14 protein-coding genes, 2 tRNA genes and 2 rRNA genes are annotated in these 20,413 nt (G+C 42.1%); 15 read left to right on the top strand and 3 right to left on the bottom strand.

Annotated features, from left to right (window positions below):
* Positions 1 to 14: 14 nt before the first annotated feature.
* From P3L56_RS16405 to megL, 9 genes are all read left to right on the top strand, one after another.
* Positions 15 to 91 (top strand) — tRNA-Ile (locus P3L56_RS16405).
* A gap of 155 nt (positions 92 to 246) precedes the next feature.
* Positions 247 to 322 (top strand) — tRNA-Ala (locus P3L56_RS16400).
* Between the two features lie 336 nt (positions 323 to 658).
* Positions 659 to 3,569, top strand: a 23S ribosomal RNA gene (locus P3L56_RS16395).
* Positions 3,570 to 3,715: 146 nt separating this feature from the next.
* Positions 3,716 to 3,831 (top strand): 5S ribosomal RNA (gene rrf, locus P3L56_RS16390).
* 327 nt (positions 3,832 to 4,158) lie between these two features.
* Complete coding sequence (locus tag P3L56_RS16385; protein WP_042848949.1) at positions 4,159 to 4,950, top strand: endonuclease/exonuclease/phosphatase family protein; 792 nt, start codon at positions 4,159 to 4,161, stop codon at positions 4,948 to 4,950.
* Positions 4,951 to 5,079: 129 nt separating this feature from the next.
* A complete protein-coding gene (locus P3L56_RS16380; protein ID WP_094301239.1) occupies positions 5,080 to 5,601 on the top strand; it encodes a DUF1287 domain-containing protein in 522 nt (173 codons plus the stop codon).
* 250 nt (positions 5,602 to 5,851) lie between these two features.
* Positions 5,852 to 7,039: an FAD/NAD(P)-binding oxidoreductase gene (locus P3L56_RS16375; RefSeq protein ID WP_166686030.1), complete on the top strand. Its 1,188-nt coding sequence runs from the start codon at positions 5,852 to 5,854 to the stop codon at positions 7,037 to 7,039.
* Between the two features lie 13 nt (positions 7,040 to 7,052).
* Positions 7,053 to 7,445 carry a hypothetical protein gene (locus P3L56_RS16370; RefSeq protein WP_048608213.1) on the top strand — a complete coding sequence of 131 codons (393 nt, stop codon included), beginning with the start codon at positions 7,053 to 7,055 and terminating at the stop codon, positions 7,443 to 7,445.
* A gap of 15 nt (positions 7,446 to 7,460) precedes the next feature.
* Positions 7,461 to 8,648, top strand: a complete 1,188-nt coding sequence (gene megL / locus P3L56_RS16365; RefSeq protein ID WP_042848945.1) for a methionine gamma-lyase — start codon at positions 7,461 to 7,463, stop codon at positions 8,646 to 8,648.
* A 49-nt stretch (positions 8,649 to 8,697) separates the two neighbouring features.
* Here megL and P3L56_RS16360 read toward each other — a convergent pair whose 3' ends face one another.
* A complete protein-coding gene (locus P3L56_RS16360) occupies positions 8,698 to 10,065 on the bottom strand; it encodes an amino acid permease (RefSeq protein ID WP_042848944.1) in 1,368 nt (455 codons plus the stop codon).
* A gap of 177 nt (positions 10,066 to 10,242) precedes the next feature.
* On the opposite strand from P3L56_RS16360, the gene queE reads away from it, so the two are divergent.
* On the top strand, positions 10,243 to 10,914 hold the full coding sequence (queE, locus tag P3L56_RS16355; protein WP_198860890.1) for a 7-carboxy-7-deazaguanine synthase QueE: 672 nt from the start codon (positions 10,243 to 10,245) through the stop codon (positions 10,912 to 10,914).
* Between the two features lie 67 nt (positions 10,915 to 10,981).
* On the opposite strand, the gene P3L56_RS16350 is transcribed toward queE, so the two are convergent.
* Together P3L56_RS16350 and queD are read right to left on the bottom strand one after the other, a co-directional pair.
* Positions 10,982 to 11,599, bottom strand: coding sequence for a YagU family protein (locus P3L56_RS16350; protein WP_042848942.1), 618 nt, complete (start codon positions 11,597 to 11,599; stop codon positions 10,982 to 10,984).
* Positions 11,600 to 12,155: 556 nt separating this feature from the next.
* The gene (queD, locus tag P3L56_RS16345; RefSeq protein ID WP_042848941.1) at positions 12,156 to 12,521 is read right to left on the bottom strand and encodes a 6-carboxytetrahydropterin synthase QueD; all 366 of its coding nucleotides are present in this window, start codon (positions 12,519 to 12,521) and stop codon (positions 12,156 to 12,158) included.
* Between the two features lie 345 nt (positions 12,522 to 12,866).
* On the opposite strand from queD, the gene cysJ reads away from it, so the two are divergent.
* From cysJ to cysD, 5 genes are all read left to right on the top strand, one after another.
* Positions 12,867 to 14,672 carry an NADPH-dependent assimilatory sulfite reductase flavoprotein subunit gene (cysJ, locus tag P3L56_RS16340; RefSeq protein ID WP_131680847.1) on the top strand — a complete coding sequence of 602 codons (1,806 nt, stop codon included), beginning with the start codon at positions 12,867 to 12,869 and terminating at the stop codon, positions 14,670 to 14,672.
* Entirely contained in the window at positions 14,672 to 16,405 is a 1,734-nt protein-coding gene (cysI, locus tag P3L56_RS16335; protein ID WP_048608207.1) for an assimilatory sulfite reductase (NADPH) hemoprotein subunit, read from the top strand. The genes cysJ and cysI overlap by 1 nt, the downstream gene beginning before the upstream one ends.
* Positions 16,402 to 17,136, top strand: coding sequence for a phosphoadenylyl-sulfate reductase (locus P3L56_RS16330; protein ID WP_048608205.1), 735 nt, complete (start codon positions 16,402 to 16,404; stop codon positions 17,134 to 17,136). Before cysI ends, P3L56_RS16330 begins: the two co-directional genes overlap by 4 nt.
* A gap of 937 nt (positions 17,137 to 18,073) precedes the next feature.
* Entirely contained in the window at positions 18,074 to 19,486 is a 1,413-nt protein-coding gene (gene cysG, locus P3L56_RS16325) for a siroheme synthase CysG (protein ID WP_048608198.1), read from the top strand.
* Positions 19,487 to 19,500: 14 nt separating this feature from the next.
* Positions 19,501 to 20,409 carry a sulfate adenylyltransferase subunit CysD gene (cysD, locus tag P3L56_RS16320; protein WP_042848936.1) on the top strand — a complete coding sequence of 303 codons (909 nt, stop codon included), beginning with the start codon at positions 19,501 to 19,503 and terminating at the stop codon, positions 20,407 to 20,409.
* Positions 20,410 to 20,413: the final 4 nt, after the last annotated feature.

Below are 20,413 nucleotides of genomic sequence, written 5' to 3'. Positions count from 1 at the left end.
GTAGCAGTATCAATAGGCTTGTAGCTCAGGTGGTTAGAGCGCACCCCTGATAAGGGTGAGGTCGGTGGTTCAAGTCCACTCAGGCCTACCAAATTTTGTTTATTCGTTGTTGCAGATTAGCTCGTTTACCCAAAAGTAAACTTCGCCAATCCGCGCCTAGACTAAACAAAATTGGTAACTTTAAGCATACTAAAAGCGAGAAGTATAAATTTTATTATTTATCATTGATACTGAAATTACCTTTATGGGGCTATAGCTCAGCTGGGAGAGCGCCTGCCTTGCACGCAGGAGGTCAGCGGTTCGATCCCGCTTAGCTCCACCATAAATTTTTCTGATTATTCAGAATAGATTAGTCAAATAGTCTATTGCGAATAATTATGCTCTTTAACAATCTGGAACAAGCTGAAAATTGAAAACAACGCACATTGTTTATCGCTTAAACAATGTGAGAGTCTCTCAAAAATCTCAACTTGAAGTGTTTTTCAAACACACAAACGAGTGGCATGAGCGAGCAGTGTGAAATTCAAGGCGGCTAGCGCACAGCAAGCGCAGCGTACAATAGTACGTGAGCATTGCGAGCACTACCCAACGAAGAAGTTCACCACGCACAGCCATGACGTTAAGTGTCGTCCGATAAGAAGACATCTTCGGGTTGTGAGGTTAAGCGACTAAGCGTACACGGTGGATGCCTAGGCAATCAGAGGCGATGAAGGACGTGCTAATCTGCGATAAGCGTCGGTAAGGTGATATGAACCGTTATACCCGACGATTTCCGAATGGGGAAACCCAGTGCAATCCGTTGCACTATCGTTTGATAGTCAATCATAGTCAAACGAAGCGAACCGGGGGAACTGAAACATCTCAGTACCCCGAGGAAAAGAAATCAACCGAGATTCCCCTAGTAGCGGCGAGCGAACGGGGAGCAGCCCAGAGTCTTAATCAGCATTAGTATCAGGAGAACGGTCTGGAAAGTCCGGCAGTAAAGGGTGATAGCCCCGTATCTGAAGATATTAGTGTTGTGAACTCGACGAGTAGGGCGGGACACGTGTTATCCTGTCTGAATATGGGGGGACCATCCTCCAAGGCTAAATACTCCTGATTGACCGATAGTGAACCAGTACCGTGAGGGAAAGGCGAAAAGAACCCCGGCGAGGGGAGTGAAATAGAACCTGAAACCGTGTACGTACAAGCAGTGGGAGCCTTGATTTATCAGGGTGACTGCGTACCTTTTGTATAATGGGTCAGCGACTTATATTCTGTAGCAAGGTTAACCGTATAGGGGAGCCGTAGGGAAACCGAGTCTTAACTGGGCGAATGAGTTGCAGGGTATAGACCCGAAACCCGGTGATCTAGCCATGGGCAGGTTGAAGGTTGGGTAACACTAACTGGAGGACCGAACCGACTAATGTTGAAAAATTAGCGGATGACTTGTGGCTGGGGGTGAAAGGCCAATCAAACCGGGAGATAGCTGGTTCTCCCCGAAAGCTATTTAGGTAGCGCCTCGTGAACTCATCTTCGGGGGTAGAGCACTGTTTCGACTAGGGGGTCATCCCGACTTACCAACTCGATGCAAACTACGAATACCGAAGAATGTTATCACGGGAGACACACGGCGGGTGCTAACGTTCGTCGTGAAGAGGGAAACAACCCAGACCGCCAGCTAAGGTCCCAAAGTCATAGTTAAGTGGGAAACGAAGTGGGAAGGCTCAGACAGCCAGGATGTTGGCTTAGAAGCAGCCATCATTTAAAGAAAGCGTAATAGCTCACTGGTCGAGTCGGCCTGCGCGGAAGATGTAACGGGGCTAAACTATGCACCGAAGCTGCGGCAGCGATATGTAAATATTGTTGGGTAGGGGAGCGTTCTGTAAGCCTGTGAAGGTGTACTGTGAGGTATGCTGGAGGTATCAGAAGTGCGAATGCTGACATAAGTAACGATAATGCGGGTGAAAAACCCGCACGCCGGAAGACCAAGGGTTCCTGTCCAACGTTAATCGGGGCAGGGTGAGTCGACCCCTAAGGCGAGGCAGAAATGCGTAGTCGATGGGAAACGGGTTAATATTCCCGTACTGGTGATAATTGCGATGGGGGGACGGAGAAGGCTAGGCTGGCCGGGCGACGGTTGTCCCGGTTTAAGGATGTAGGCAGGTGAATTAGGCAAATCCGGTTCACTATATGCTGAGGTCTGATGACGAGTCACTACGGTGGCGAAGTAGCTCATGCCCCGCTTCCAGGAAAAGCCTCTAAGCTCTAGATTATCATTAATCGTACCCCAAACCGACACAGGTGGTCAGGTAGAGAATACTCAGGCGCTTGAGAGAACTCGGGTGAAGGAACTAGGCAAAATGGTGCCGTAACTTCGGGAGAAGGCACGCTGGCGCTAGGTGAAGTGGTTTACCCATGGAGCTGAAGCCAGTCGCAGATACCAGCTGGCTGCAACTGTTTATTAAAAACACAGCACTGTGCAAACACGAAAGTGGACGTATACGGTGTGACGCCTGCCCGGTGCTGGAAGGTTAATTGATGGGGTTATCCGTAAGGAGAAGCTCTTGATCGAAGCCCCAGTAAACGGCGGCCGTAACTATAACGGTCCTAAGGTAGCGAAATTCCTTGTCGGGTAAGTTCCGACCTGCACGAATGGCGTAATGATGGCCAGGCTGTCTCCACCCGAGACTCAGTGAAATTGAACTCGCTGTGAAGATGCAGTGTACCCGCGGCAAGACGGAAAGACCCCGTGAACCTTTACTATAGCTTGACACTGAACATTGAGCCTTGATGTGTAGGATAGGTGGGAGGCTTTGAAGTGTGGACGCCAGTCTGCATGGAGCCAACCTTGAAATACCACCCTTTAATGTTTGATGTTCTAACGTTGCCCCGTTATCCGGGGTGCGGACAGTGTCTGGTGGGTAGTTTGACTGGGGCGGTCTCCTCCCAAAGAGTAACGGAGGAGCACGAAGGTTGGCTAAGCATGGTCGGACATCATGCGGTTAGTGCAAAGGCATAAGCCAGCTTGACTGCGAGAGTGACGGCTCGAGCAGGTACGAAAGTAGGTCTTAGTGATCCGGTGGTTCTGAATGGAAGGGCCATCGCTCAACGGATAAAAGGTACTCCGGGGATAACAGGCTGATACCGCCCAAGAGTTCATATCGACGGCGGTGTTTGGCACCTCGATGTCGGCTCATCACATCCTGGGGCTGAAGTAGGTCCCAAGGGTACGGCTGTTCGCCGTTTAAAGTGGTACGCGAGCTGGGTTTAGAACGTCGTGAGACAGTTCGGTCCCTATCTGCCGTGGGCGTTGGAAGATTGAAAGGGGCTGCTCCTAGTACGAGAGGACCGGAGTGGACGCACCACTGGTGTTCGGGTTGTCATGCCAATGGCATTGCCCGGTAGCTAAGTGCGGAAGAGATAACCGCTGAAAGCATCTAAGCGGGAAACTTGCCTTGAGATGAGTCTTCCCTGACCCTTTAAGGGTCCTAAAGGAACGTTTAAGACTAAGACGTTGATAGGTTGGGTGTGTAAGCATAGCGATATGTTGAGCTAACCAATACTAATGAACCGTGAGGCTTAACCTGACAACACCGAAGGTGTTTTAGAGATTGAGAGATGAGGTTGATTCAATGAGCGTGAGAAGCCGAGAGGCGAGGGACATGGCAGCTTGTTCAAGATTGCAGTTCTGGTTTAGTGACGAAATGCGCTAAACGGGAACAAACCGAATTTGTCTGGCGGCAATAGCGCGGTGGTCCCACCTGACCCCATGCCGAACTCAGCAGTGAAACGCCGTAGCGCCGATGGTAGTGTGGGGTCTCCCCATGTGAGAGTAGGGAACTGCCAGACATTAAATTAGTGAGAAAGCCACCCATTGGGTGGCTTTTTTGCGTTTGGGGAAACCGAAATCACGCAATTTAGGGAGAGAGGCCTACATCGTGTGTTTATCGTTAAAGGTGATAAGGTAATCAGTAGTCCACTGAGGGATTGAGCTAGTAGGCGGTGTAGCCTGATTGCGATAAGTATTATTGTTTAGTCTCGAGTTGACCCCTCGCAATAGTACAAACTACAAATTTGATAAGATAAGATGCGCCTGATTTGATATACTGGTAGGCGATATCTTATCAAGCTGTAATAGGGTATTGATTATTTCATTGCAATGTAGGGATATGAGACGTGGCGAAAAGAACTTATTCTGTTCGATATATTGCAGGTGAACCTGCAAAACGTATTCAACCTACACCTGTACATATGTTAGGGGAATCCCTTCCAATTGGTATGCCGTTATTTGCTGCTGGGGAAACCTTAGATGTCGTTACTTGGAACATATATAAACAGCAGCGTCCAAATTGGAAAATAATGCTACGTGAGTTAGTGGTCGATAGAAAACTAATCTTACTGCAAGAAGCTCAAATGTCCCCAGAGTTAATTTCTTTTGCTGCTTCACATCAATTGATCGCTGACCAAGTCCCTGCTTTACCTTTTTCTCCTCATCCTGCGGGTGTAATGACATTGGCAACATCACATCCAATTTATTGCTGCCCATTGAGGGAGAAAGAGCCTTTATTACGTTTAGCAAAATCAGCTTTGATTACGGTTTATCCATTACCGAATGGTAAGCAATTGATGGTAGCGAATGTGCACGCAATTAATTTTAGTTTTGGGGTAGATGTCTACACTAAGCAACTAAATAAGCTTGGAACGCATATTAGTAAGCATATGGGGCCGGTACTCCTTGCTGGTGATTTTAACGCATGGAGTCGTCAGCGAATTAATGCACTAAAACGCTTTATTCGTTCTGTTGGCTTAAAAGAAGTTACCTATAATTTAGATTTACGGACAAAAGCTTTTGGTCGGCCATTAGATTTTATGTTTTATAGAGGTTTGAAGCTTAAAGAAAGTCGAGTGTTACAAACAGATGCTTCTGACCATAATCCAATCATCACTCAATTTGATTTGCTTAAGTAAGATCTTTTTAAGAGTTTCCCACCTTATTTATCTCTGAAACTATTGTAGATTTTATTATCAACTATAGCTGGAGATAGTTCATTGAAGCGATTATTACCTATAGCCTTATTATTTTGTGCATACCATGTTATGGGAAAAAATAATATCGAGTTAGCGAAACAAGCAGAACTACTACCCCGTTTGGTTATTTATGATCCGGCTTATCGTCAGATTGAATATCCTAATGGTGATGTCCCTGAAAATTATGGGGTGTGTTCTGATGTGATTATCCGTAGTTATCGGAAGATCGGAATTGATTTACAAAAATTATTACATGAAGATATTAAAACTAATTTTAATCAATATCCAAGTCAGCGTATTTGGGGTTTACGCAAGCCAGATAGAAATATTGATCATCGACGCGTCCCTAATTTAGAACGTTTTTTTACACGAAAAGCTACTGTAAAACAAATTACCAATAATGGGCAAGATTACTTTCCAGGTGATATTGTTTCGTGGCGTTTAGATGATGGTCGACCGCATATTGGAATTGTGACCACTATTAAGCTACCTGATAGCCAACGGTATTTGGTAATGCATAACATTGGTTATGGGCAAGTGGCAGAAGACGTGCTATTTAAGTGGAAGATTGTAGGGCACTACTCGTATTAGCATTTTTTTATCAAATGGTTAGTGACACTGATGACTGTTTATTTAAATAAACAGTCAATTAATAACATCTGAATTTATCGGATAATATTATTTAATATATGAAAGTAATTAGTTTTTCTTGTTATTTTTTAAATTATGTGCAATTTATTGTATAAGTTATTATTGGAATTAAACTATATTTATTAAGTGTAAAGCACGGTGATAAGCGATTTATTTGTCGAGTTGTTTTATTTCTTAAGGATTAAATGCCATGAAAAATATAGTTATTGTGGGTGGTGGTACAGGTGGTACCATGCTAGCTAATATTTTAGCTAGAAAACTTAATAAAGAAATTTTTTCGAAAAAAATAAAAATAACCTTAATAACAGATAACCCTATACACTATTATAAGCCGGCATTTATGTATGTGGCTTTCAATATGTTTTTTAAAGATGAGTTAAGTCGTCCAGAGCGTGAATTATTGAGACCTGAAATTGAATTAGTTATTGATAAAGTAGATTCATTTAATTTTAAAGATAAAGAATTATATTCAATAAATAATAAAAAATACTATTATGATTATTTAGTGGTTGCGACAGGTTGTGTACCTAAACCTGAACGAATTGAAGGGCTAAAAGATATTGGTAATCACTTTTATGCCTATGATGCTTCTCGTAAATTAGCAGACCAACTTAGTAAAATTGAAAAAGGTCGTATTTTTATTACAGTTTCTTTTCCTGAAACGCCGAATGTACCTCACCAGTGTGGCATTGCTCCTATGGAGACAACACTGATGATTGATGAGTTCTTACGTAAACGCCGGGTTAGGGATAATATTGAAATAGTTTATACCTACCCAACCGTGTCACAATTATTACGTAACTGTTTATTTATGCAGCAGCCTGTTTGTGAAGTTATTCCAGAAATATTTACTATTAAAAATATTCAAGCACAGAGGGGATTTACATTAAATAAAGTCGATCCCGATAAAAAAATTGCATACTCAAAAGAAGGGGATGAACAGCCTTTTGATTTATTGATTAGTACGCCGCCAATCACCGCAGTAGAAGCAGTAATTAATACAGGATTAAGTGAACACAATAATGGTGAGGGATGGTTACCTACAGACCATGAAACTATGCAAGTATATGGTATAGACGGTGTTTATGTTATAGGGGATACCGTTGATTTACCGATTAGTAAAGCAGGAGGCAGTTGCCATAACCAAGCTGCAATTATTGCAGATAACATTTGTGGTGAATTAATTTATGGTTATCCGGCGGCTATATATGATGGACGAGTTCAGGCAGTTGCTCAAATGGGGTTAACAGCAGGAATGCCTTTGCAATATGATTATAAACACGATGTTATTCCGACTCCTCCAACTAAATTAGGAGGGTTACTGAGAAATGGCTTCAATAGGGGTATCTATTGGGCAGCTATTCGTGGCTTAGTTTAATGAGGAATTTAAAATGTCGAATAATGAAACTCAAAGTAAGCTTGTTGAGCTACTTAGCTCAGAATCAGGTAATCATCTTGCTGAAAAATTAGCACCATTATTACAATTAAATCGCTTAGATAATATTGTTGATTTACTGTCATTAGTTTCTGACCTTATTGATATCTTAGATAACAGTACAGTAGAAAGATTGTCAAATTCATTTGAAGATACTTTGGTTCCTGTATGGGAATTAGGTACAGCATATAACATGGCTAAAATGGAAGGTGTATATGATAGTAAAAACCCAAATTTTCGTTCAGTGTATGCTTTATTAAAAGATCCTGACACATTACGTGGAATTAGTACGGTTTTACGGACTTTGCAAATTGTCGGATCTCGATTATCTCAATCCCAAGGAGGGTGATTTTTAGGAGGTGGTATGAGTTTAGATATAAAAAGTTCTTTTGATACACGGGCAATTCATAGCCATTATGATGCAAACCAACATTTAGGTTCATTAGCAGCACCCATTTATCAAACATCAACTTATGTATTTAAAAGTGTGGAAGAGGGAGGTGCCTATTTTAGTGGTGAAAAAGAGGGGTATATTTATACTCGGATTAATAACCCGACGCTAACTTTACTAGAAAATAGGATCGCTTCTCTTGAGGAGGCAGAGGCTGCTGTTGTGTTCTCTTCAGGTATGGGGGCGATTACAGCGACTTTTTGGACATTATTAAACCCTGGTGATGAACTACTAGTGGACTTAACCGTTTACGGTTGTACCTATGCTTTTTTTCATCATGGATTAGCTCGATTTGGTGTAAAAGTGCGTCATATTGATATGAGCGATCCAAATAATGTGGCTAAAGCGATCACTGATAAAACTCGGATAATATTTTTCGAATCACCGGCTAACCCAAATATGCGCTTAGTTGATATTGCAGCCGTGAGTGAAATTGCTCATCGAAAAAAAGTATTGGTGGCTGTCGATAATACATACTGTACGCCTTATATCCAAAAGCCAATTACACTTGGTGCTGATATTGTTATTCATTCTTTGACTAAATATATGAATGGTCATGGGGATGCAATGGGTGGGGCAATAGCGACTTCCGCTGAGTATGCGAAACAAGTAAGGTTAGTTGGATTGAAAGACATGACGGGGGCATGCTTATCTCCTCATGATGCGAATTTAATTCTTAGAGGGGTGAAAACGCTACCTGTTCGTATGGAACGGATTGTTCAAAATACGCATAAAATTGCTGAATATTTGCAGTCTCATCCGCAGATAAAGTCAATAATGTATCCAGGATTACCGAACTTTGAACAATACCAATTAGCTCAAAGACAAATGAAGTTAGCTGGGGGGATTATTGCCTGCGAGTTAAAAGGCGGAATCGAAGCCGGCAAACTGTTTTTGAACCGCCTCAAGCTATTTTCAAGAGCGGTGAGTTTGGGAGATTGTGAGTCATTAGCTCAACACCCTGCTAGCATGACCCACTCGACCTATACTCGAGAAGAAAGGTTGAAATATGGTATTAGCGATGGGTTGATTCGGCTTTCTATTGGTTTAGAAAACGTGGATGAGTTAATAGACGATATTCGTCAAGCTATTGAGTCATAATAAAAAATAGCCCTATATGGAATAAATATAGGGCTATTATATTTTTAGGTTAGCGCTTTTGGTAAGAACGCATAATAAAGAAAGCAATACTGAGTAAAGCAACCCAAACAAAGCCGACGATTAATGCGACCTGAGTATCTTTAAAGAAGCCTAGCAATGCGATAACAAACACCATGAATGCAATAGTGAGAGCAGGGCCTACAGGCCAGAAAGGTACTGGAAATTTTAGTTGTTTTACTTCTTCTTGGCTCATTTTTCGGCGCATAGCAACATGAGATAGTAAGATCATAAGCCATACCCAGACGGTCGCGAAGGTTGCAATAGATGCAATAATCACGAAGATTTTTTCTGGTAATAGGTAGTTAAGGTAAACGCCCAATAACATTACGACAGACATAACCAGTACAGTTACCCATGGAACACCACTTTTTGTTAGTTTGGTAAAGACTTTTGGCGCTTGCCCATCTTGAGCCATGCCGTACATCATGCGGCCAGCACCAAAAATATCACTGTTAATCGCAGAAATTGCGGCGGTGATAACGACAATATTCAAGATATTGGCTGCTGATTGAATACCTAAGCTATCGAAAATTTGTACAAATGGACTACCGTTTTGGCCGATTTGATTCCATGGGTAAATACACATCAGTATAAATAGTGTTAAACCATAAAATAGTAATATGCGAATAGGTACAGCATTGATGGCTTTAGGAATGGTTTTTTCTGGATTCTGGGCTTCACTTGCGGTAATACCAATGACTTCAATACCGCCAAACGCAAACATGACGATAGCTAAAGAGGCGATGACCCCCTCAATGCCGTTTGGCATGAAACCACCGTGTTCCCACAGATTTTGTAGCCCAACTTCGTGGTTGGTTTCTTGACCAAAACCATAGAACATTAAGAATGCACCACCAACTATCATACCAATGATGGCACTGACTTTTATGATAGAAAGCCAGAATTCCATTTCGCCAAAGATTTTGACATGACATAAATTGAGCGCACTAATAAATAGTACGATACTTAATACCCATACCCACTGGTCGACATGTGGGAACCAGAACCCCATGTACATCCCGAAGGCGGTAATATCAGCTAAGCAGACAACCAGCATTTCAAATACATAGTTCCAGCCAGTGAGAAAGCCAGCTAGAGGGCCCATATAATGACTTGCATAGTGAGAGAAAGAGCCTGGGACGGGGTTATGCACCGCCATTTCACCGAGGGCACGCATTACCATAAACACGGCTGCACCGCCTAACATATAGGCAAGTAATACTGCAGGCCCAGCAGCCTGAATGGCTGATGCTGAACCGTAAAACAGCCCTGTACCAATCGCTGAGCCTAAGGCCATAAAGCGAATGTGCCGAACACTCAGCCCCTTTCTGAGTTGATTTTGTTCACTACTTTGCATGTCTTTTCCTGTCATTGACTTTGTTTTAATATATTGTACCGAATATAGTTTCGGTTTCGTTGATTTAATTGATGTACTTTCCTGAACGCAAGGTGATTACATTATCACAAAGTGCATTGCCCGTGAGATAGATATCTGCAATATAATATGCGCTAAATGGATTATTCTAGGAGCAGTATGAAGTACCCAATTAATGAAATCTTCCAAACAATACAGGGGGAAGGTGTTTTCACTGGTGTCCCAGCAGTATTTATTCGTTTGCAGGGCTGCCCTGTTGGTTGCAGTTGGTGTGACACTAAACAAACTTGGGATAAGGAAGCTACAAAAGAAACCACTTTGGGCGATATTGCATTGAAAACACAAGATAGTGATTGGTGGGCGATGTCTGATGCGGATGGGTTGGTCCAATTGATGCAAAAAAGTGGTTTTACCGCGAAACATATTGTGATCACGGGCGGAGAACCTTGTATTTATGATTTAACATCATTGACCGAGGCTTTGGAGAAGCAAGGGTATCAATGCCAAATTGAAACGAGTGGGACTTACCCAGTTCAATGCACAGAAGAGACTTGGGTGACGGTATCACCAAAAGTAGGTATGAAAGGCGGATTGAAAGTACTTAGCCAAGCGGTGGATAGGGCTAATGAAATTAAGCACCCAGTTGCGCGAGAAAAAGATATTGAAGCGCTTGAAAGAATTTTAGCATTACGTACTGTGGATGCTCCACCTATCGTTGCATTACAACCGATTAGCCAAAAGGCGACAGCAACGAAATTGTGTATTGACACTTGTATACAGCGTAATTGGCGTTTATCGATTCAAACGCATAAGTATTTGGATATTCAATAATAAAAAAATAACGATGACTTTGCATCGACCCCCAATAGTTGAAAAACAATCATTGGGGGCTTTAACATTATCTAAATGGTTGGTTTAACGGCACTTCAGGATCGGGCTCGTGAGTAATACGGTTACGTAAGTCACGACGAATAATCTCAATAGACCAAAACCAAATTAAATGGCCAAATATTTCTGAAACATTCTCGTACCATGGAAGGTCGAAAAGTGGAGGGGTGAGCCCCATAAGAGGGAATGAAATCATATGGACAAATAATTGCGCCAGTGCACCCGCTAATAACCCTTGCCATAGCTTAATTTTAGGGAATATTTCAGCAACAATGCAATATCCGACAGCAAACACGATAGAAAATAGGATGTGAGTAACACCCACTGAATTAAACACGTGCCCTGCAAAGGTGTAAACCGCAGAATTAGGGTCTGCAATTCCTAACCAATCTCTTAAGAAAATATAAGGTGGATTTAGAAAATTACGTGAGCAGTCAATTTGTTCTGCTGCGCGGATCAGAGTTTCAGGCGAGCAAGCCGCGTTGAACATATCTGTTGGGCTTCTTGGCGGTAATGGAACTTCAGCGCCCCATTTGACAAACGATGAGACAATACCTGCGATTAAACCGATAAATGCTGCTAATCCATAACGTCTTCTGGATTTGGGTGTTTGTTGAAATAGATTCATTTTCCCTGCCTTATTAAAAGTAAATAATGGTAAATAATAGATCAGGTTATAATTTGATGCACTATGTCAAATTAAAGTTTTTATGTTCTTTATGCCAGAAAACTTAAAATAGCCGTCAATGGCCTCTTTTTATTTATATTGTTGCAAAAATGTAAACTTTTCAGTGACTTCATTTTTTGCGAAGATAGAAAATGCCCGTGGTTGCTTCACTTCTTGCTTCACTTCTTGCTTATACTTTAGCGGCAACTCTTCTTACCTTAATCTTAGGTCTTGATACCAGACTAACCACTGCCACTTGATAGCGGTTGGAAAGCTTTTCATATGGTGTGTTAGGGAGTGCTTTATCTGGGGGGGATTATTATTTACTGTATAATTAGCGATAAGTCGAAGAGAAGGATATAGAGATTTTTGCCCCTCATTTATTTTCAAAACCGATTAGGCTTGCCACTAAACCAGCAGCCTGAGGGGCTTGTATCCCTATATAAATGAATTTTATTTTTACCCAGCTATCAAAATAGTTACGGGAAATACTATTACCTTTTTAGAACTTGTATTTTTAAGCCTGCCCGCGATAAACGCAGCCTGCATTGCAAGTTTCTTTAACGGTGACTGCACTTAATAAAGGTAAATGTGGTTTAGTTTGTTGCCAAATCCATTGTGCTAATACTTCACTTGTTGGGTTTTCTAGCCCTTTGATCTCATTTAAATAATGATGGTCTAGTTGTTCCCAAATAGGCTTAAATACCGCTTTCACATCAGCAAAATCAATAATCCAACCACTCTGTTTATCAACTTCCCCAGTAATTTCTAAACGCACCATGAAAGAATGCCCATGCAGACGACCACACTTATGACCAGCGGGGACATGGGGAAGTTTGTGTGCAGCTTCGAACGTAAAATCCTTATAGATTGTTGTGCTCATATATCATTCCTTATTGTTAATAAACAGCGCATTGTACTGTATTTTTAGCTAAAAATGTCTTTATTTGCCAAATTATTACTAACCGCTTTTATGGATATGATCCATCTGCTAATTGCTTTAGGCTTTTTAGTTATTATTTATGGCTATAGTTTCTTATCCCGCTATTGATGGTTGTTATAACCTAATCGCATACCCTACTTATTCTAAGTACAGCGGTATTTTTTGCTTTACTAGTTTAATTATTTAGGTAAATGAGCGAACAGTCTGTTGTGGGTATTTTCTGGGTGAGTGACATAGCATTGTTTTTTAAAATTCAAAAATGAACTACGCTGGGGTTACAGGATAATGACAAAAAAACAGCCGCCATTAGCGGCGCTGCCAATATCTGTTGAGCAATTAACACGTTTGCAGACAGTTGTTGATGATTTTTCATCACATCAACTCGCTTGGCTTTCCGGTTATTTATGGGGGATGGTAAATCAAAATGCCCCTGTTGACATGTCAACGAGTGCGCCAGTCGCTGCGCAGGAAACCGTTACGATTATTTCAGCCTCACAAACGGGTAATGCACGCCGCCTATCAGAGCAACTCAGAGAACGTTTAATTAGCGAAAAAATTAACGTGAATCTAGTGAATGCGGGTGACTATAAGTTTAAGCAAATAAACCAAGAGAAAGTGCTGGTTGTTGTGGCATCAACTCAAGGGGAAGGGGAGCCAGCAGAAGAAGCTGTCGCATTATATAAATACCTTTATTCGAAAAAAGCACCGAATTTGGCACAAACCAGTTATGCCGTTTTTGCTTTAGGCGATTCATCGTATGAAAAATTTTGCCAAGCGGGCAAAGACTTTGATTCCCAATTGGCATTATTAGGCGCAACGTCATTGATTGAGAGAGTCGATGCAGATGTCGAATATCAATCCATTGCAGATGAATGGGTTGAAAACCTCACTCAAATCTTAAAGGCACGAGTTCCGGCACAAACTGATAGTCAATTATTAACAGCTCAAGCGGGAAGTGTGAATGAAATTCACTCATCGCCTTATACCAAAACAGCACCTTTAACCGCCACGTTACTCAGTAATCAAAAAATTACAGGGCGGGATTCACAAAAAGATGTTCGTCATATTGAAATTGATTTAGGTGACTCTGGTTTACGTTATCTACCGGGGGATTCGCTGGGGGTGTGGTTTGATAATGACCCCGAATTAGTTGATGAGCTGGTGGCTTTACTTTGGTTACAAGGGGATGAAGAGGTCTTTATTGGCTCGCAGCGGCACTCTTTACGTGATGCACTGATTTATCAATTAGAACTGACACAAAATACTCATGTAATTGTCGAGAAATATGCACAACTATCTAAAGATGATGAGTTGCTGTCATTAATTAGCGATAAACAAGCTATTTTGCAATACGCGCAAACGACGCCGATCGTTGATATGGTGCGCCAAGCCGCAGCGCAGCCAAGTGCTCAAGAATTTGTTGATTTACTACGCCCACTAACGCCTCGATTGTACTCAATTTCCTCATCTCAAGCGGAATCAGAAGACGAAGTACATGCTACCGTTGGTGTTGTTCGTTATGACATCGATGGGCGTCCTCGCACTGGTGGGGCGTCGGGTTTTTTAGCAGATAGACTCAAAGAGGGGGATGAACTGCGCATTTTCATTGAGCACAATGATAACTTCCGCCTACCTGCTGACCCAACAACACCTGTGATTATGATTGGTCCTGGAACAGGCATCGCCCCATTCCGCGCTTTTTTACAGCAACGGGATAACGACGGTGCAACAGGTAAAAACTGGTTGTTTTTTGGTAACCCTCACTTTGTTGATGACTTTCTCTATCAAGTTGAATGGCAGCGTTATGTTAAAGACGGTTTATTAACCCAAATTTCATTAGCTTGGTCGCGAGATCAGAAAGAAAAAGTTTACGTGCAGGACAAACTTCGTGAACAAGGCGAAGCTGTTTGGCAATGGTTACAAGAAGGTGCACACCTGTATGTCTGCGGTGATGCAAATCGTATGGCAAAAGATGTAGAGCAGGCATTATTGGATATCATCGGTCAATACGGCAACATGGATAGTGAGGAGGCCGATGAATTTTTAAGTGAGCTGCGCGTAATGCGCCGTTATCAGAGGGATGTTTATTAATGAGCAATGAACAACAACAAAAACCCTTAATCGTCGAAGGCAAACTTGCTGACAGCGAACGCATGAAGCAAGACAGTAACTATTTGCGCGGTACCATTAAGGAAGATTTGAAAAACGGCTTAACTGGTGGTTTTAATGGGGACAACTTTTTATTGATCCGTTTCCATGGCATGTACCAACAAGATGACCGTGATATTCGAGCAGAGCGTGCAGAACAAAAACTTGAGCCACGTCATGCAATGATGTTGCGTTGCCGCTTACCGGGGGGAATTATCACCCCAAAACAATGGTTAGATATTGATAAGTTTGCTACTGAGCACACGCTGTATGGCAGTGTGCGCATAACTAACCGGCAAACATTTCAGTTCCACGGCATCCTTAAAGGGGATGTGAAACCTGCACACCAAATGTTAAGCCATGTCGGCTTGGACGCATTAGCAACGGCAAATGACGTTAACCGTAATGTGCTATGCACATCTAACCCAGTGCAATCGGAGTTACATCAGCAAGCCTATGAATGGGCAAAGAAAATTTCTGAGCACCTTTTACCTAGAACCAGCGCATATGCTGAAATTTGGTTAGATAAAGAAAAAATTGTGACAACTGATGAAGAACCTATTTTAGGGCAAACTTATTTACCAAGAAAGTTTAAAACATCGGTGGTTATTCCACCTCTCAATGATGTGGATTTACATGCTAATGATATGAATTTTATCGCCATTGCTGAAAATGATGAGCTCATTGGTTTTAATGTGTTGGTTGGTGGTGGTTTAGCTATGACTCATGGTGATACTGCGACCTTTCCACGTTTAGCCAGTGAATTTGGTTTTATTCCATTAGATAAAACATTGGCCATTGCAGAAGCGATAGTGACAACTCAGCGTGATTGGGGGAATCGGACTGACCGTAAAAACGCGAAAACTAAATACACTTTAGAGCGAGTGGGGGTCGATACCTTTAAGGCGGAAGTTGAAAGGCGCTCCGGCGTGGATTTCGAACCAATCCGACCTTATCAATTCACGGAACGCGGTGACAAAATTGGTTGGCTTAAAGGGGTTGATAATCGTTGGCACTTAACGTTGTTTATTGAAAATGGCCGGTTGATTGATTTAGCGGATAAACCATTAAAAACTGGGGTTGCGGAAATAGCGCGTATTCACCAAGGTGATTTTCGTTTAACAGCGAACCAAAATCTGATCGTTGCTGGTGTGCCTGAAAGTGAAAAAGAGGCGATTGAAGCGATAGCGAAAGCCCATGGGTTAATGAGTGATGCAATCACGCCACAGCGTGAAAATTCAATGGCTTGTGTTTCTTTTCCAACTTGCCCATTAGCGATGGCTGAAGCGGAACGTTTTCTCCCTGAGTTTGTTAGCCACGTTGAAAATATTATGGCATCACATCAAGTGGCTGATGAGCATATCGTTTTGCGCGTTACAGGCTGCCCAAACGGATGTGGTCGAGCAATGCTGGCGGAAGTGGGGTTAGTTGGAAAAGCGCTTGATAGGTATAATTTACACTTGGGTGGTAACCGTATTGGAACGCGAATTCCACGCATGTACCGCGAAAATATCAGCAGTGCTGAAATTTTGGCTATTTTGGATGAATTAATTGGTAATTGGTCGAAAAACCGCTTAACTCAAGAAGGTTTTGGAGACTTTTTAGTCCGCACTGACGTTGTAAAGCCAGTTGTAAATTCTGCTGTCGATTTTTATGAGGTTCAGGAGGCAGTATGAGTCAGCTTCAACTAGCGGCAGTATTAAGTTTAGATAAAGCTCAGCAAACGGCGTATTTATCTGACTTCAACGTGCAGTTAGAAAAAATGAGTGCAATACAGCGTATTGAATGGGCGCTTGAACATTTGCCAGCAGAATTTGTGTTGTCTTCCAGTTTTGGAATACAAGCAGCGTTAACGCTGCATATGGTGACACAAATTGTACCTGATATCCCTGTCATTTTAACGGATACAGGCTATTTGTTTCCCGAGACCTATCAATTTATTGAGCACCTAAGCAGTACACTAAATTTGAATTTACAAGTATATCGAGCTCAGCGAACCCCTGCGTGGCAAGAAGCGATTTATGGGCAGCTTTGGACGCAAGGTATTGAAGGGATTGAACGTTATAATCAACTTAATAAAGTTGAACCGATGGAAAGAGCATTACATGAATTACAGGCTCAGAGTTGGTTTTCCGGGTTAAGGCGTGAGCAATCAACGAGCCGAGCCAATTTATCAGTGTTGGGGGTTGGTAAAGGCATTTTTAAAATCCTACCTGTCATTGATTGGAATAATAAGCAAGTTTATGAATACTTAATAAAGTATAAGTTACCTTACCATCCATTATGGGAAAAGGGATATCTATCAGTCGGTGATACCCATACAACCCGTAAATGGGAGGAAGGGATGAGTGAGGAAGACACTCGTTTCTTTGGTTTAAAGCGTGAGTGTGGGCTTCATGAAAACTAAATACTCGTCATACTCGTCATAATTCAAGCTGTCGCGTTGTTGGCTGCGTGCATTCGCACTAGTCACATACTTATGTATGCTCCTAGCGACTCATTTACTTGCCGCCTAGCGACAACATGAATTATTTAGAGTATGGGTTGGTCTTAATTCAAGCGGTAGGGTTGTTGGCTGCGTGCATTCGCACTAGTCACATACTTATGTATGCTCCTAGCGACTCATTTACTTGCCGCCTAGCGACAACATGAATTATTTAGAGTATGGGTTGGTCTTAATTCAAGCGGTAGGGTTGTTGGCTGCGTGCATTCGCACTAGTCACATACTTATGTATGCTCCTAGCGACAACATGAATTATTTAGAGTATGGGTTGGTCATAATTCAAGCGGTAAGGTTGTTGGCTGCGTGTATTCGCACTAGTCACATACTTATGTATGCTCCTAGCGACTCATTTACTTGCCGCCTAGCGACAACATGAATTATTTAGAGTATGGGTTGGTCATAATTCAAGCGGTAAGGTTGTTGGCTGCGTGCATTCGCACTAGTCACATACTTATGTATGCTCCTAGCGACTCATTTACTTGCCGCCTAGCGACAACATGAATTATTTAGAGTATGGGTTATTCGTAACCCAATTCGTGGTTTTAGTTTAGGGTTTAAATAGTTATAGATTTGATAAAATATTTGTTTAATTACAAAGGGATACTTTTATTTAAAAAATAGATGTCCCTTAATTTTTATAAAACTAAATTTAAAATAAAGTTTTAGTTAAGTTTGGTTGATTTGATACTTTTTGTCATTATTTTTTGCTAGTTAATGAATATTTGGCTTATTCCTTTCAGTTACAAGTCATGTTTTTTTAGCATTTCAAACCTTAACTTTTACACCATATAGTCAATTTTATATTTCATATAATAAGTTTATATAAAGATGGGTGAGCAAGATGGATTATTTACCGTTATTTGTCGATGTGCGTACGCGCAAAGTAGTGTTGATTGGCGGTGGCATAGTGGCTGCACGCAAAGCTGAATTGCTCATCAAAGCACAAGCTCAACTTGTGGTTATCTCCCCGTCGTTATGTCCTCAATTACAAGCTCAGTGCCAACAAAACCATTTTATTTGGTTCGCTGAGGAATATCGCTCTTCTTTATTGGATGACGCTTTTTTAGTGATTGCGGCGACGGATGACACGAAACTTAATGAAACCGTTTTTTACGATGCTAATGAGCGAAAAATTTTTGTCAATGTAGTGGATGATCAACCTTTATGCTCGTTTATTGTTCCTTCAATTATTGACCGTTCTCCGGTGATTGTGGCGGTTTCCTCTGGGGGAACAGCACCCGTTTTAGCCCGTTTATTGAGAGAAAAATTGGAAACAATGCTTCCTGCTTCTTTGGGGAAAATGGCTGAAATTGCTGGGCGTTGGCGCGGTAAAGTCAAAGAAACGCTGGTCAATATGCGGGAAAGAAAGCGCTTTTGGGAAAAAAGTTTTAGTGGGCGCTTTGCATCACTAGTTGAAAAAGGCCAATTAAGCGAAGCAGAGTTGCAATTAGAACGCCAACTTTATGAACCCGATAACCATGGTGAGTTAATTCTTGTAGGAGCCGGGCCCGGTGATGCGGGGTTACTTACGTTAAAAGGGTTGCGTGTTTTACAAAGTGCCGAGGTGGTTTTATATGATCACCTTGTTAGTGAGGAAATTCTGGAATTGGTACGTCGTGATGCCGACAAAATTTGTGTGGGTAAACGAGCTGGCAATCACAGTGTTTCTCAAGAAGAAACTAACGCATTGATCGTGAAATTTGCTCAGCAAGGCAAAAAAGTTGTTCGCCTTAAAGGGGGGGACCCGTTTGTTTTTGGTCGCGGAGGTGAAGAGCTACAAGTTGCTGTTCAGGCAGGGGTCCCATTTCAAGTGGTACCAGGGGTGACCGCGGCGATTGGTGCAACTGCTTATGCAGGGATCCCGCTGACGCATCGGGAATACTCTCAGAGTATTACATTTATTACTGGGCATTGTCGTGAAAATGGCGCTGATTTGGATTGGCAGGCACTTGCTCGTGGTCAACAAACCTTAGCAATTTATATGGGCACAGTAAAAGCAGCCAATATTAGTGAACAACTGATTAAATTTGGGCGAGCGAGTGATACCCCTGTCGCTGTTGTAGGTTGTGGGACAAGGCGTGAGCAAAAAGTAGTTACAGGTAGTTTATCTGAGCTGGAAACATTGGCACAGCAAGCACCATCACCCGCTTTGATCGTGATAGGTGAAGTTGCGGCATTACATAAACAATTAGCATGGTTTGGCACACAAACTGAAGATATCAGTTGGCGTAGTGCTGTACTGGAATTGGCTTAATTTAGGAGGCGCTTGTGAACGAAAAAACATTGACTCACTTACAGCAGTTAGAGGCAGAAAGTATTCATATTATTCGAGAGGTTGCCGCCGAATTTGCTAACCCAGTGATGCTGTATTCTATTGGAAAAGATTCGTCTGTCATGCTGCATTTAGCTCGGAAAGCTTTTTACCCTGGGAAATTACCTTTTCCTTTGTTGCATGTAGATACAGGATGGAAATTTCGCGAAATGTATGAGTTTCGTGATGCAACAGCACAGAAATATGGTTTTGAATTATTGGTGTATCGTAACCCTGAAGGGGAAAGATTAGGGATTAACCCATTTGTACATGGCAGTGCAAAACATACCGATATCATGAAAACCGAGGGGCTAAAGCAGGCTTTAGATAAATATGGCTTTGATGCGGCATTTGGAGGGGCACGACGAGACGAGGAAAAATCCCGAGCAAAAGAGCGGATCTATTCTTTTCGTGACCGATCTCACCGTTGGGACCCGAAAAACCAACGCCCAGAACTTTGGCATAATTACAATGGGCAAATAAACAAAGGTGAAAGTATCCGTGTATTTCCACTGTCAAATTGGACTGAACTCGATATTTGGCAATATATCTATTTGGAAAATATCGATATTGTTCCATTGTATTTTGCAAAAGAGCGGCCTGTTATTCAACGAGAAGGGGCCTTGTTGATGGTTGATGATGACCGTATTGATTTACAAACGGGGGAAGTTATTCGCCAGCAAACAGTACGTTTTCGAACTCTTGGCTGCTGGCCTCTTACGGGAGCCGTACCATCAAATGCGCAAACCCTGCCTGAAATTATTGAAGAAATGTTGGTTTCTACTACCAGTGAACGGCAAGGGCGGTTAATCGATAGCGACCAGTCAGCATCGATGGAACTGAAAAAACGCCAAGGCTATTTTTAAGGCC

It is taken from the genome of Providencia sp. PROV024 (genome assembly GCF_032709665.1).
Lineage (GTDB): Bacteria > Pseudomonadota > Gammaproteobacteria > Enterobacterales > Enterobacteriaceae > Providencia > Providencia huashanensis.
Note: the sequence above shows the minus strand (reverse complement) of the source record. Positions and strands in the feature narration are given on the sequence as shown.

Coding starts and splice junctions, on each gene's coding strand:
- P3L56_RS16380 (WP_094301239.1), top strand. CDS start 5,080: ATGGGAAAAAATAATATCGAGTTAGCGAAACAAGCAGAACTACTACCC.
- P3L56_RS16375 (WP_166686030.1), top strand. CDS start 5,852: ATGAAAAATATAGTTATTGTGGGTGGTGGTACAGGTGGTACCATGCTA.
- P3L56_RS16370 (WP_048608213.1), top strand. CDS start 7,053: ATGTCGAATAATGAAACTCAAAGTAAGCTTGTTGAGCTACTTAGCTCA.
- megL (WP_042848945.1), top strand. CDS start 7,461: ATGAGTTTAGATATAAAAAGTTCTTTTGATACACGGGCAATTCATAGC.
- P3L56_RS16360 (WP_042848944.1), bottom strand. CDS start 10,065: ATGCAAAGTAGTGAACAAAATCAACTCAGAAAGGGGCTGAGTGTTCGG.
- queE (WP_198860890.1), top strand. CDS start 10,243: ATGAAGTACCCAATTAATGAAATCTTCCAAACAATACAGGGGGAAGGT.
- P3L56_RS16350 (WP_042848942.1), bottom strand. CDS start 11,599: ATGAATCTATTTCAACAAACACCCAAATCCAGAAGACGTTATGGATTA.
- queD (WP_042848941.1), bottom strand. CDS start 12,521: ATGAGCACAACAATCTATAAGGATTTTACGTTCGAAGCTGCACACAAA.
- cysJ (WP_131680847.1), top strand. CDS start 12,867: ATGACAAAAAAACAGCCGCCATTAGCGGCGCTGCCAATATCTGTTGAG.
- cysI (WP_048608207.1), top strand. CDS start 14,672: ATGAGCAATGAACAACAACAAAAACCCTTAATCGTCGAAGGCAAACTT.
- P3L56_RS16330 (WP_048608205.1), top strand. CDS start 16,402: ATGAGTCAGCTTCAACTAGCGGCAGTATTAAGTTTAGATAAAGCTCAG.
- cysG (WP_048608198.1), top strand. CDS start 18,074: ATGGATTATTTACCGTTATTTGTCGATGTGCGTACGCGCAAAGTAGTG.